This window comes from Mycobacterium sp. 2-64, assembly GCF_035918375.1.
GTDB classification, from domain to species: Bacteria; Actinomycetota; Actinomycetes; order Mycobacteriales; family Mycobacteriaceae; genus Mycobacterium; species Mycobacterium intracellulare.
In genome coordinates this window covers 622504-634502 of record NZ_CP142361.1, presented here as the reverse complement: position 1 = coordinate 634502, position 11999 = coordinate 622504, and the positions used below count along the sequence as shown (strand labels likewise).

Sequence of the window (11999 nt, the reverse complement as noted above, 5' to 3'; positions counted from 1 at the left end):
GGGCAGGTAAGGGAGGAATATCGACCTATGAGTACGGATGCTGGCGGCCCAGTCGTCGATAGTGGCTTCTCAGCGGTGATCCGCTATTACAACCTGTGGCGCAAGCTTGCTAACTCTGCTGCCAGCGGGCCATACGAAGAAGCCGACTGGGAAGCTGGCCGGTTATATTTCCGCTCTGATTATCGAGAAAAACTGAGAGAATGGCCGGAATGGGCCAGGCTTGGCGACTGGGCCGCTTGGATTATCGCTCCCACTTCCAATGGGTACTTTTGCGTCTTGCGTTCCCTAAAGCACGAACGCGCTTCGCAGCGATCCGAAAGTATAGAGGCCGTGTTTTCCCGCTCGGTGGACGCCGGGAAATACATAATATTGCAAATGGGAGATAGCCTACGCAGTCATCTCAGGCTGGAGACACTATTTATCAGGTGGGACGACCGGGGTCTCAACCCGCGATTAGCAGTCGAGCCAGCCGACTCAGGGGTGATCGATTTATTGGCCAACGAAATCCCTGCCCTCAACAGAGACACCGCACAACATCTCAAGCGTTACACGCTGAGGGACGATCCTGGCTCATACGGATTCGCGGTGCCCGCCGAACAAACTAATATGGAAGTTCTTGCATTGTCATTCGATGAGCTAACCGCAGCTCTGCTCGAGGACATGCCGGACAGCATCACCTCGCAGGTTACGCGCTGGCGACAGTAGGGCTTCCCTACGCGGTCATCGCGCCCGACCAACCTGGCCTGCCCAGCCACGAGTGTGACGCTGCAGTCACACTCGGCGTCGAACGTGACGCCAGCGTCACACTCGGCAGCCCGGGGCATCAGCCCGGCAGCCCGGCAGCCCGGCAACCCGGCAGCTCGGCAGCCCGGGGCATCAGCCCGGCAGCCATACCCGCCCCCACGCCAACTGCCCGATAGGGTTGGATATCGGGCACCCGCCGGGTCACCAGGCACCACAGCGATCTAGGAGGTTGGGCGATGACTTCCTCTGACCCGGTCAACGCAGACCACACCGGTTACGTTGACTTGGAGTCGCTGGGCGCGGACGCCAGCGCGGCCCGCGCGATCGAGGGCATGCAGGAGGAAGCCGCCGCCGCCCCGGACCGTCCGCAACCCCCGGTCGACCTCACCGCCGCCGCCTTCTTCGACGTCGACAACACCTTGGTGCAGGGCTCCTCGGCGGTGCATTTCGGCCGTGGGCTGGCCACGCGCAACTACTTCACCTATCGCGATGTGATCGGATTCATCTACGCCCAGGCCAAGTTTCAGGTCCTCGGCAAGGAAAACAGCAACGATGTCGCCGCGGGCCGGCGCAAGGCGCTCGCCTTCATCGAAGGCCGGTCGGTCGAGCAGCTGGTGGCCCTGGGCGAGGAGATCTACGACGAGATCATCGCCGACAAGATCTGGCCCGGCACTCGCGAGCTGACTCAAATGCATCTGGACGCCGGCCAGCAGGTGTGGCTGATCACCGCCACGCCCTACGAGCTCGCCGCGACCATTGCGCGACGGCTCGGCCTGACCGGCGCGCTGGGCACCGTCGCGGAATCGGTCGACGGCGTCTTCACCGGCAGGCTGGTCGGCGACATCCTGCACGGCACCGGCAAGGCGCACGCGGTGCGGTCGCTGGCAATCCGCGAGGGGCTCAACCTGAAACGCTGCACCGCCTACTCCGATAGCTACAACGACGTGCCCATGCTGTCGCTGGTGGGGACCGCGGTCGCCATCAATCCCGACGCCCGCCTGCGCGCGCTGGCACGGGAGCGCGGATGGGAGATTCGCGACTTCCGCACCGCCCGCAAAGCGGCCCGGATCGGGGTGCCGTCGGCGTTGGCGCTGGGCGCGGCCGGCGGTGCGCTGGCCGCGGTGGCCTCTCGACGGCAATCACGCTGATAGGCTGCGCCGCGCAGACATATTCGAGCGGAGAGCACAGCGGCATGACAGTCCCCAAAGAAGCCGAAGGACTCATCGGCAGCCATTACCGCGCACCGGACTACTTCGAGGTCGGGCGCGAAAAGATCCGTGAGTTCGCCCTGGCGATCAAAGACGACCACCCGGCGCATTTCGACGAGAATGAATCCCGGAGGGCCGGGTATACCGACATGGTGGCGCCGTTGACGTTCCTCGCGATCGCCGGGCGCCGCGTTCAGTTGGAGATCTTCACGAAGTTCAGCATCCCCATCAACATCGCCAGGGTCATTCACCGTGACCAGAAGTTCAAGTTCCACCGCCCGATCCTGGCTCACGATAGGCTTTTCTTCGACACCTACCTAGACTCGGTGATCGAGTCCCACGGCACCGTGCTGGCGGAAATCCGCAGCGAAGTGACCGATGCCGATGGAAAGCCGATCGTCACCAGCGTTGTCACAATGCTGGGGGAAGCCGCAAGCCAAGCCGAGACCGAGGCAACCGCCGCGGCGGTCGCATCAATATCCGCAGGAAAGTTAGGGGCGTTGTAAATGTCACTACAGGGGGAAACCGGAACGCAGCTGCACCCGCCGGTCGAGGCGGTGCGATCGCACTACGACAAGTCGAACGAGTTCTTCAAGCTGTGGCTTGACCCGTCGATGACCTACAGCTGCGGTTACTTCGACGAAAACCCAGACCCACAGAATCTGACCAAGACGCTGGAAGAGGCGCAGTACGCCAAGCGCAAGCTCGCGCTGGACAAGCTGAACCTCGAGCCCGGCATGACGCTGCTCGACATCGGCAGCGGCTGGGGCTCGACGATGCGGCACGCGGTGGCGGAGTACGACGTCAACGTAATCGGGTTGACGCTGAGCGAGAACCAGTACGCCCACTGCGTGGCCGAGTTCGACAAGATGGACAGCCCCCGCCGTAAAGAGGTGCGGATCCAGGGCTGGGAGGAATTCCCCGGCGACGTGCCGATCGACCGGATCGTGTCGCTGGGCGCGTTCGAGCACTTCGCCGACGGCGCCGGTGACGCCGGGTACGAGCGCTACGCCACCTTCTTCAAGAAGTACTACGACCTGCTGCCCGACGACGGCCGCATGCTGCTGCACTCGATCGTGGTCCCCACCCGCGAAGAGGGCAACGCGATGGGCCTGAAGGTCAACATGACCCTGCTGCGGTTCATCAGCTTCATCCTGAAGGAGATCTACCCCGGCGGAAAACTGCCCCAGGTCGACCTGGTTGACAAGTACGCGACGGACGCGGGTTTCAAGATCGAGCGACACCACTTCATCGGCAAGAACTACGTGCCGACCCTGACCGCTTGGGGCGATGCGCTCGAAGCGCACAAGGAAGAGGCGATCGCCCTCAAGGGGCAGGAGACCTACGACATCTACCTGAAGTACCTGAGGGGCTGCTCGGATCTGTTCCGCGACGGCTACACCAACGTCTGCCAGTTCACCATGGTGAAGTAGTCGACTACTTCAAAGGTCAACGCCGCCACGGGTTTCCGTGGTGGCGTTTCCTTTTGGGCGCGCCGCCGTTCAGCCGAAGTCAGCCGAAGTCAGCCGAAGAAGATGTTGCGACGGCCGGCCAGCAACCGGTAGAGCGTCTGCTGGATCGTCTCGCGCACCTGATCGGTCAGCTCGAAAGTGACCATCGGGTCGTCGGCGTCGGAGGCCGCGTAGTCGTCGGTGTAGATCGGCTCACCGAAGGCGATGTGCCATTTCGACGGCAGCGGCACCAGGCCCATGGGCCCGGCCAACGGGAACAACGGAGTGATCGGGAAGTACGGCAGCCCGAACAGCCGTGCCAGCAACTTGACGTCGGTCAGCATCGGGTAGATCTCTTCGGAACCGATGATCGAGCAGGGGATGATCGGCGCCTTGGTCCGCAGCGCGGCGGTGACGAATCCGCCGCGGCCGAACCGCTGCAGCCGGTAGCGGTCCTCGAAGCGCTTCCCCAGCCCCTTGTAGCCCTCGGGGAACACGGCGGTGAGCTCGCCGGCGGCGAGCAGCCGGTGCGCGTCCGTCGTGCAGGCCATGGTGTGGCCGGCCTTGCGGGCCGCTTCGCCCACCACGGGCAGGTCGAACACCATGTCGGCGGCGAGCAGTCGCAGCTCGCGGTGCGCGGGGTGCTCGTCGTGCACGGCCACCGACAGCATCAGCCCGTCGAACGGCAGCACCCCGGCGTGATTGGCGACCACCAGCGCGGCGCCGTCAGCGGGCAGGTTCTCGATCCCGCTCACCTCGACCCGGAACCACGACCGGAAGAACACCCGCAACAACGGCCGGACGATCGCGCTGTTGAAGTGCGGATCGAAACCGAACTCGTCGACGCTGTAGTCACCCGTCAGCCGCTGGCGGAGGAATGCGGCCACCGACGCGACGCGCTGCGCCAGCTCATTCAGCGGCGCCTCGCCGGGCGATGCCCCCGTGGCACGGCGGTGCTCGTCGATTTCGCGAACCACCGCGGCGATCTGCTCCGCCGAGGCGCGGCCGCGCGGATCGGTCAGTAACGAGGGGTGCTGGCGGGCCGACTCTGCCCTCTGGTCGGCTCTCCGACGCGCTGCGACACGGCCCCGATTCGTATGCAGTGGAATGACATTCGCTCTGGTTTCACCCGCCACGATACCTACCTGACCCCACCCCACGGAATTGGATTTCGGCTACCCCAGCGCTGGGCTAGAGATATGGCGCGACTCTCCAAGGAGCGTACCCGATATGGGTCGATTATGGGAGTCAGGCCTCGGCCGCGAACATAGTCGTCAAAGGCCTCCGCCGTCGTCCATTTCGGCTGGTAGTTGAGTTCCGAGCGCATCCGGCTCGTGTCCATGACGCGGCCGTAACTCAAATAATCGAACTGATCGCGACTGATCTCGTTGTAGCGATTGGCGCGGCGCAACGAGTCCAGGGCCCAGACGCCGAAACCCGGTACGGGCAAAGGGATTCGGCCCGCCCGACGGATCGCCTGCGACAGCATGATGATCCCGTCGGCGCCGATGTTGAAGGTTCCCGCCTTGCCGGCCATGGCCGCGCGCTCCAGCGCGCCGAGGGCGTCCTGCTCGTGCAACAACTGCAGCCGGGCGTCGCGGCCGAACATCGTCGGCACCAAAGGCCCGGCGAGATAACGCGACAGCGTGGTGTCCATCGCCGGGCCGATCATGTTGGCCAGCCGCAAGATCGTCACGGCGATGTCGGGCCGGCGCCGCCCCAATCCGCGCGCATAGGCCTCGATGTCGAGGCTGTCCTTGGCGAAACCGTCGCGGAACAGACGACGGCTGGTGCTGTCCTCGGTGAACATCACCGGATCGTGGGCGCTCGAGCCGTACACCTCCGACGTCGACTTGAGCACCACGCGGCGCACCGAGGGCGCCTTTTGACAGGCCGCGAACAGCTGCATCGCGCCCATCACGTTGATTTCTTTCAACGCCGCGGTGCCGCCGGACCGCGGAGCGTACGACGCGGCCGCCGCGTGCACCACCGTGTCGACGTCGCCGTTGCGAATCACCTTGGCAATGAAGGGGTTACGGATGTCGGCGCGGACGAACTCGGCGCGCCCCATCCGGCGCAGCATGTCCTTGCTGGGGGCGATCGCGTCCACCGCGATGACCCCTTTGATCATCGGGTTCTGCGCGAGCCGAGCCGTCAGGTAGCCGCCCAGAAACCGGCAGGCACCGGTGACCAGCACGATTTTGGGGTAATGCGCCGCGTTGCCGGCGGTGTCGTCCGGCCCGGTGTTCTCCCCATTCGACCCATCCACCCGGTCAGCCTAGCGGTCGGCGGGACGGCGGCACTATGGCGCGAAGCGACCAGTTAGGGCCTTTTTACGGTGGCCTTATGGCGGCCTTAGGAAGGCCGCCGCGGGAGTTACTTGCCGAGTTTTCTGCGCTGCACCCGGGTGCGACGCAGCAGCTTGCGGTGCTTCTTCTTCGACATACGCTTGCGCCGCTTCTTGATTACTGAACCCATGAACTCCGCTATCTAGACCGAGACCTGCTTCAAAGATTGGACCCGGACACTTTACCCAGCCGGACGCACCCAACGCCAAACCGCGTCGCGTGATCGCCGCGGAGCCGCGAAGCCAGGTGCCGCCCGCGAGCGGCCACCGGTTCGGGTCAGCCCGCGTCGAAGTAGGACGTCTCCAGCATGTCGTGGACGGCCTTGGCGTGCACCCGGAAGGACCGACCCACCCGGACCGCGGGTAGTTCGCCGTTGTGCACCAACCGGTAGACCGTCATCTTGGAGACCCGCATCAACGCGGCCACCTCGGCGACGGTGAGAAATTGCGTCCTGCCCTGCTGGCCATCGACGGAACCGGTGTCCCGAGGCTTACCTGCAGAATCTCGCGTTGATGGCCCATTCGTAGACGTCATCGCTACCCAATCGTGTCAGGCACGCGCATGCCAGCGGCTTCCCCTCCGCTGGCACCGACACGTGCTTACAAAGAGGAGAATAGCGGGACTGATGGGGTTACTGGTACTGGTGGGGGACAATCAGTTCAAAAATCTTGGATTACTCTGATGTAATTCTTAGCTGCTCAGAGCGCATTTTGGCGGCCTGAACCGCCGCATCCACGGCCGCTCGCAGGCCTCCCCGTTCCAGCTCACGCAGGGCCGCCGCGGTGGTGCCGCCGGGGGACGTCACGGTCGCCCGCAGCTGCGTCGCGGTGGCGTCCACCCGCATCCCGGGCGCCTCGGCCTCGGAAAGCCGGCGATCGGCGTCCATCCGTTCCAGCAGCATCGCCGCCGCGCCGGCCATGGTCTGCGCGGTCAGATCGCCCGCCACCTCGCGGCTCAGCCCCGCCGCAACGCCGGCGTCGATGAGCGCCTCGACCATCAGGAAGAAATACGCGGGACCCGAGCCCGACAGCGCGGTGACGGCATCCATTTGGCCCTCGGGGACGCTCAGCACCCCGCCGACGGAGTCGAACAGGGCCGAGACGCCCTCCAGCTGTGGCGGGGTGACGAACCTGCCCTTGGCCAGGGCCGTGACGCCCGCGCCGACCAGCGCCGCGGTGTTGGGCATTGCCCGCACCACCGGCGTCCCGGCCGGGAGTTTGGCTTCGAAGTAGGCGATGGTGACGCCGGCCGCGACCGTGACGAAGACCTGCTCGGCGGTATCGCTCTCCGCCTCGGCGGCCGCCCGGGCGACCTCCGACATCACCGACTCCACGTCGGCGGGCTTCACCGCGACCACGACGAACGACGCGTTTTCCACCGCCTCGGCCACCGAGGTGATCAGCACTGAATAGGTGTCGGCCAGATACTTGGCGCGCTCGGGCACCCGCTCGACCACCACCAGGTCCTTGACCTGCCGGCCCGCGCGCAGCAGACCCGACAGCAGTGCCTCCCCGATGCTGCCGCCACCGATGATCGCGATTCTTGCCATGCCGGACAGCATCGCAGACACCGCCGGCTAGCGAGCGGCAGGGACCAACGCCAGCTGGCGGGCCTGCACCACCAGGCGCCCGAGGCTGTCGACGACCGTGTGGTCCTCGTCGAACCAGTCGTGCCCGATCTCGGTGCAGGTCGCGATGATGCGCAGCCAGCCGTCGGCGGGCAGCCCCCGCAGGAAGGCGGTGAGCTGGATGGTGGGCGCCCAACCGGTGCGGTCCACGGCGAAGGTCACCGGCGCCGACAGGTCGCCGCACATGAGAGCGAACAGCGCGTCCGGGGCCACGCCGCGGGGGCGTGCCCACATCTGGATCACCGGCGGGCGCCCGTCGTCGCGGACCTGCATCGTCGACAACACCGGCCGCACGTCGCAACCCTCGCCCAGGTGCACCAGGCCGGCCAGCGGATGCCCGGGGCCGATCGGCTCGATGTCGTCGGGTGGTTCGGGCGTCATCAGGTCGGCCACCGGGTTGGCCGACAGCAACGGCTTCACGGCGCCGTCGACCGGCCTGCTCGATGACCCGGCTCCTCCTCGGGCCGCTTCACGGCCCGCATCGTCGACCGGGTAATGCTCGGGCTCGCCGAGGTTGACCACGGCGTGCACCGCGGTGCGGTCACCCTGGGTGAGCTCGACGTCCACGACGCTGATCCGGCGGCCGCGCTTGCGGATCGACGTGACCAACTGCACCGGCCCCGGATCGGGCGCCCACAGGAAGCTCGCGGACACGGCGACCGGTTGCAGGTCCGGTCCGGCCGGCTGTCCGCCGCAGGCGGTGCGCGCGGCGTTGGCGCACAGGGCCAGCATCGCGCCGCCGTGCACCTTGGGGCCGATGGTCCAGCGCTTGTCGAGCTCTCCTTCGTAAACGCCGGAACCGGCCTCCCGCAACGACATTGCGGTGGTGAATAACGCGTTCATGGACTTTTGCGGGTCTCCTGAATCATCAGCGCAGCAGATGCGTGCGGGCGAACTGCAGCGACTCGGCGAGCATGGCTTCGCGCTCATTGGCTGAGCGCGCGCTGGACGTCGACACCTCCAGGATGACGTGCCCGGCGAACTGGCCGCCGGCCAGCATCTGGCACACCTCGGCGGTGGGTTGGGTGCCGCGCCCGGGCACCAGGTGCTCGTCGGCGGGCAGACCGTTACCGTCGCACAGGTGCAGGTGGACCAGGCCGGCACCCATCCGCTGGGCCATGTCCAGCGAGTCGGTGCCCGCCGTCGCGGTGTGGGACAGGTCCAGCGTGTAGTGCGCGTGGTTGCCGTCGAGCGGGTCGTAGGAGGGCGCGAACGCCGAAATCGCCGGGCCGGGGCCGCCCCCGCGCCGGCGCATCCGTTCCAGCGACTGGCCGGCCCCGAAGAGCCGGTCCGCCCGGAACGGGAACATGTTCTCCACCGCGACCATCACGTCGCTCGAGGCTTCCAGCTTCGCCACCTGCTCGCTGAACCCCTCGGCGTAGCGCCGCTGCCAGCGAAACGGCGGATGCACGACGACGGTCTGCGCGCCCAGCTGTTCGGCGACGCGCACGCTGCGGTCCAGCTTGGGGATCGGGTTGGGGCCCCACACCCGTTGCGAGATCAGCAGGCACGGCGCGTGCACCGACAGCACCGGCACGCGATAGCGCCTGGACAGCTTCTTGACCGCCGCGACGTCCTGGCTCGCCGATTCGGCCCAGACCATCAGCTCGACGCCGTCGTAGCCGAGCCGGGCCGCGTACTCGAAGGCGGCCTCGGCCCGCAACGGGTACACCGAAGCCGTGGAGAGGCCGACTTTGATGGCTGGGCGCACTGGATGTGGGCGCCGCTAGCCCGACTGCAACGACAGCGCCAGGGGCCCCAGGGTGATCAGCGCACCCACCGCGACCGCGATCAACGTGCTGGCGATGTCCTCGGTTTTGCGGACCACCCGAACCCCGACCACCAGGCCGAGGATGACCAGCACCGAGAGCACCAGCGCCACGATGCTGTTCCAGCGCCACAGTTGGTCGAAGGCCACGAACAGCCCGCCGCCGAACGCGACCGCCAGGATCGACTGCAGCACAACCACGGCGCTGCGCCACAGCGCGTCGAGCCTGCCCTCCGCCGGGTGAGCGTCGGCGCCCTCCGCATGAGCGTCCTCGTCCTCGAGGCCGAGCAATCCGGTGTCGAGCGACCCCGCGCGCGCGGCGTCCCCGTCCTCGTCCAGATCCTCGTCCAGCGAGCCCGAGGACCGCAGGTAGGAGCGCACGTAGGCGGAGTCCTCCAGCGCGGGTTCGGCTTCACGCACGTCGGAATCCATCACGTCGACGGGGATGTCGGCGTAATGGTCCATCGGATCAGGACTCATGTCCTCGGCGCCGGAGGGCTCCTCGGGCCGGGCGGTCCCGTTGGCCAAGGGCCGCGGGTATGCGCTGCGCTCGGGGCCCGGCACCCGCTTGGGCTGCGGCGGCGACTTGGGCCAGCGCGGCTCGGGCTCGGACCAGTAGGCGGTCTTGGGCTTGTCTTCGGTCACCGGCTCGGCGGCGACGTCCTCGGCGGGCGAATCGGCGGGTTTGACGGCCTCGATGGTGTCGGTAGCGCCGTGTTCGGCGTCGTCGTCGTCGCGGACCACCGGGATTTCGCCGGTGAGCTCGGCGACGGTCACCGCGTCGCTGTCACCGCGGCGACGGCGGCGCCGCCGGGTGACCGCCGGGGCACCGATGGTTCCGTTTCTGGCTAGCAATTCGGCCACCGAGATCGGCCGAGTGCCCGGGCTCTCGGTCTCGGAGTGCGGTCCGGTCATGGTTTGTCGCCTCTCGATCGGTGCTGATTCCGATCAACTACCTGACCTCCAGCATTACGCACCGACGGGCCCATGAGGGCGGTTCCGTCGGCTTCACTGTCGAGTTTGCGCAGAATGAGACCTTCCCGTAATGCCCACGGGCAAATATCCACCACTTCGATCGACAGCGCTCGCATGCTCGCCTCCGCCACCAGCGCACCCGCCACGATCTGCGGGGCGCGCTCGGCGCTCACTCCTTCCAGTTCCGCCCGGTCAGCGGTCGTCATCCTAGAGATGAAAGATATGAGTTGCCTGAGGCCGTTTGCTGTCAGCGTCCTCTTGACCCGCGGTCCGGCGCCCGACGGGGCCGCGCCGGTGAGCCGCGCCAGCGAGCGGAACGTCTTCGACGACGCCACCGCCAGGTCGGGACTGCCGGCGTCGAGGATCTTCGCGCTGGCCTCGGCGAGTTCGGCGTCCAGCCAATCCCGCAGCATCGCCACCCGGCGCCGCCCGGGCGGATCGTCGGGCAACCACTCGCGGGTCAGCCGGCCGGCGCCCAGCGGCAGCGACATCGCGACTTCGGGCTCCTCGTCCAGGCCGCTGGACATCTCCAGCGAGCCGCCACCGATGTCGAGGTTGATGATCCGCCCCGCGCTCCACCCGTACCAGCGGCGCACCGCCAGAAAGGTCAGCCGCGACTCGTCGACTCCGGTCAGCACCCGCAACTCGACGCCGGTCTCCTTGCGCACCCGGCTCAGCACGTCGTCGGAGTTGCCGGCATCACGGACTGCCGAGGTGGCGAAGGCCATCAGCTCCTCGCAGCCCGAACTGTCGGCGATCTTGGCGAATTCGTCGATTGTGGAGATCAGCTTCTCGGCACCACGTTTGGTGATCTTGCCGGCGCTGTCGGTGGCCTCGGCCAGCCGCAGGGTGGCCTTCGTCGAACTCATCGGCGTCGGATGACCGCCCCGGTGGGCATCGACCACCAGGAGATGCACCGTGTTGCTGCCCACGTCGAGAACGCCCAATCGCACGTAGACAACCTAACGGGGCGTCGCCGGCAGGCTTTTGCGCGACCCGGTTAACCCACCGTGATCACGGCCATACGGGCCGCGAGTGTCAGCGGCGCGGCCGCGCCGAAATGTGGTCTAACGTGGACTCCGTGGCGAATTCGCACCCAGAACCCGGACAGCCGGGCCACGAGGTCGAACTGGATTTCGCCCGCGAATGGGTGGAGTTCTACGACCCCGACAACCCCGAGCACCTGATCGCCGCCGACCTGACCTGGCTGCTCTCGCGGTGGACGTGTGTCTTCGGCACGCCCGCCTGCCAGGGCACGGTGGAGGGCCGCCCCGACGACGGATGTTGCTCACATGGCGCGTTCTTGTCCGACGACGACGACCGCGCCCGCCTCGACGACGCGGTGAAAAAGCTGACCGCCGCCGACTGGCAGTATCGCGAAAAAGGCTTGGGCCGCAAGGGATATCTGGAGCTCGACGAGCATGAGGGCCAGCCCCAGTACCGCACCCGCAAACACAAGGACGCGTGCATTTTCCTCAACCGGCCCGGCTTCGCGGGCGGCGTCGGCTGCGCGCTGCACAGCAAGGCCCTCAAGCTCGGTGTGCCGCCGCTGACCATGAAGCCGGATGTCTGCTGGCAGTTGCCGATCCGTCGCAGCCAGGAGTGGGTGACCCGGCCCGACGGCACCGAGATCCTCAAGACCTGGGTCACCGAATACGACCGCCGCGGCTGGGGTTCCGGGGGCGCCGACCTGCACTGGTACTGCACCGGCGACCCAGCCGCCCACGTCGGCGCCAAGCAGGTGTGGGAAAGCCTGGCCGACGAACTCACCGAACTGCTGGGCGGCAAGGCCTACGCGGAGCTGGCCGCAATGTGCAAGCGCCGCAGCAAGTTAGGACTCATCGCGGTGCACCCGGCGACTCGCATCGCCGAGTAGCC

14 protein-coding genes are annotated in these 11999 nt (G+C 66.9%); 5 read left to right on the top strand and 9 right to left on the bottom strand.

Annotated elements, in window-relative coordinates; translation table 11 throughout:
- Positions 1–27: 27 nt before the first annotated feature.
- The 4 genes from QGN31_RS03010 to QGN31_RS02995 all read left to right on the top strand — a co-directional run bounded on the left by QGN31_RS03010 (position 28) and on the right by QGN31_RS02995 (position 3385).
- Complete coding sequence (locus tag QGN31_RS03010; RefSeq protein ID WP_232065623.1) at positions 28–705, top strand: hypothetical protein; 678 nt, start codon at positions 28–30, stop codon at positions 703–705.
- A 275-nt stretch (positions 706–980) separates the two neighbouring features.
- Positions 981–1892, top strand: coding sequence for an HAD family hydrolase (locus tag QGN31_RS03005; RefSeq protein WP_008261172.1), 912 nt, complete (start codon positions 981–983; stop codon positions 1890–1892).
- A gap of 44 nt (positions 1893–1936) precedes the next feature.
- Positions 1937–2458: an FAS1-like dehydratase domain-containing protein gene (locus tag QGN31_RS03000; RefSeq protein WP_009955042.1), complete on the top strand. Its 522-nt coding sequence runs from the start codon at positions 1937–1939 to the stop codon at positions 2456–2458.
- Entirely contained in the window at positions 2459–3385 is a 927-nt protein-coding gene (locus QGN31_RS02995) for a cyclopropane mycolic acid synthase family methyltransferase (protein ID WP_008261174.1), read from the top strand.
- Positions 3386–3474: 89 nt separating this feature from the next.
- Here the strand turns inward: QGN31_RS02995 and QGN31_RS02990 are convergent, their stop codons facing one another.
- The 9 genes from QGN31_RS02990 to QGN31_RS02950 form a co-directional block, all read right to left on the bottom strand.
- Positions 3475–4563 (bottom strand): lysophospholipid acyltransferase family protein, encoded by a 1089-nt coding sequence (locus tag QGN31_RS02990; RefSeq protein WP_172417540.1) that lies wholly within the window; start codon positions 4561–4563, stop codon positions 3475–3477.
- Positions 4545–5672, bottom strand: coding sequence for an SDR family oxidoreductase (locus QGN31_RS02985; RefSeq protein WP_014385867.1), 1128 nt, complete (start codon positions 5670–5672; stop codon positions 4545–4547). The genes QGN31_RS02990 and QGN31_RS02985 overlap by 19 nt, the downstream gene beginning before the upstream one ends.
- A gap of 107 nt (positions 5673–5779) precedes the next feature.
- Positions 5780–5881, bottom strand: a complete 102-nt coding sequence (locus QGN31_RS02980; RefSeq protein ID WP_003402602.1) for a 30S ribosomal protein bS22 — start codon at positions 5879–5881, stop codon at positions 5780–5782.
- A gap of 146 nt (positions 5882–6027) precedes the next feature.
- Positions 6028–6285, bottom strand: a complete 258-nt coding sequence (locus QGN31_RS02975; RefSeq protein WP_026071177.1) for a cell division/environmental response transcriptional regulator — start codon at positions 6283–6285, stop codon at positions 6028–6030.
- Between the two features lie 139 nt (positions 6286–6424).
- Positions 6425–7300, bottom strand: coding sequence for a pyrroline-5-carboxylate reductase (proC, locus tag QGN31_RS02970; RefSeq protein ID WP_172417541.1), 876 nt, complete (start codon positions 7298–7300; stop codon positions 6425–6427).
- A gap of 27 nt (positions 7301–7327) precedes the next feature.
- Positions 7328–8221, bottom strand: coding sequence for a thioesterase family protein (locus QGN31_RS02965; protein WP_008261191.1), 894 nt, complete (start codon positions 8219–8221; stop codon positions 7328–7330).
- Between the two features lie 25 nt (positions 8222–8246).
- The gene (locus tag QGN31_RS02960; RefSeq protein WP_020188428.1) at positions 8247–9089 is read right to left on the bottom strand and encodes a sugar phosphate isomerase/epimerase family protein; all 843 of its coding nucleotides are present in this window, start codon (positions 9087–9089) and stop codon (positions 8247–8249) included.
- Between the two features lie 15 nt (positions 9090–9104).
- Complete coding sequence (locus QGN31_RS02955) at positions 9105–10061, bottom strand: hypothetical protein (RefSeq protein ID WP_014942980.1); 957 nt, start codon at positions 10059–10061, stop codon at positions 9105–9107.
- Positions 10058–11074 (bottom strand): Ppx/GppA phosphatase family protein, encoded by a 1017-nt coding sequence (locus QGN31_RS02950; protein ID WP_008261202.1) that lies wholly within the window; start codon positions 11072–11074, stop codon positions 10058–10060. Before QGN31_RS02950 ends, QGN31_RS02955 begins: the two co-directional genes overlap by 4 nt.
- Positions 11075–11193: 119 nt before the next feature.
- Here QGN31_RS02950 and QGN31_RS02945 point away from each other — a divergent pair, with 119 nt between their 5' ends.
- On the top strand, positions 11194–11997 hold the full coding sequence (locus QGN31_RS02945; protein WP_008261204.1) for a hypothetical protein: 804 nt from the start codon (positions 11194–11196) through the stop codon (positions 11995–11997).
- Positions 11998–11999 lie beyond the last annotated feature (2 nt).

What these genes read in the sequence shown, in the direction of transcription:
- QGN31_RS03010 (WP_232065623.1), top strand. Translation starts at nt 28, where the DNA reads ATGAGTACGGATGCTGGCGGCCCAGTCGTCGATAGTGGCTTCTCAGCG.
- QGN31_RS03005 (WP_008261172.1), top strand. Translation starts at nt 981, where the DNA reads ATGACTTCCTCTGACCCGGTCAACGCAGACCACACCGGTTACGTTGAC.
- QGN31_RS03000 (WP_009955042.1), top strand. Translation starts at nt 1,937, where the DNA reads ATGACAGTCCCCAAAGAAGCCGAAGGACTCATCGGCAGCCATTACCGC.
- QGN31_RS02995 (WP_008261174.1), top strand. Translation starts at nt 2,459, where the DNA reads ATGTCACTACAGGGGGAAACCGGAACGCAGCTGCACCCGCCGGTCGAG.
- QGN31_RS02980 (WP_003402602.1), bottom strand. Translation starts at nt 5,881, where the DNA reads ATGGGTTCAGTAATCAAGAAGCGGCGCAAGCGTATGTCGAAGAAGAAG.
- QGN31_RS02975 (WP_026071177.1), bottom strand. Translation starts at nt 6,285, where the DNA reads ATGACGTCTACGAATGGGCCATCAACGCGAGATTCTGCAGGTAAGCCT.
- proC (WP_172417541.1), bottom strand. Translation starts at nt 7,300, where the DNA reads ATGGCAAGAATCGCGATCATCGGTGGCGGCAGCATCGGGGAGGCACTG.
- QGN31_RS02965 (WP_008261191.1), bottom strand. Translation starts at nt 8,221, where the DNA reads ATGAACGCGTTATTCACCACCGCAATGTCGTTGCGGGAGGCCGGTTCC.
- QGN31_RS02955 (WP_014942980.1), bottom strand. Translation starts at nt 10,061, where the DNA reads ATGACCGGACCGCACTCCGAGACCGAGAGCCCGGGCACTCGGCCGATC.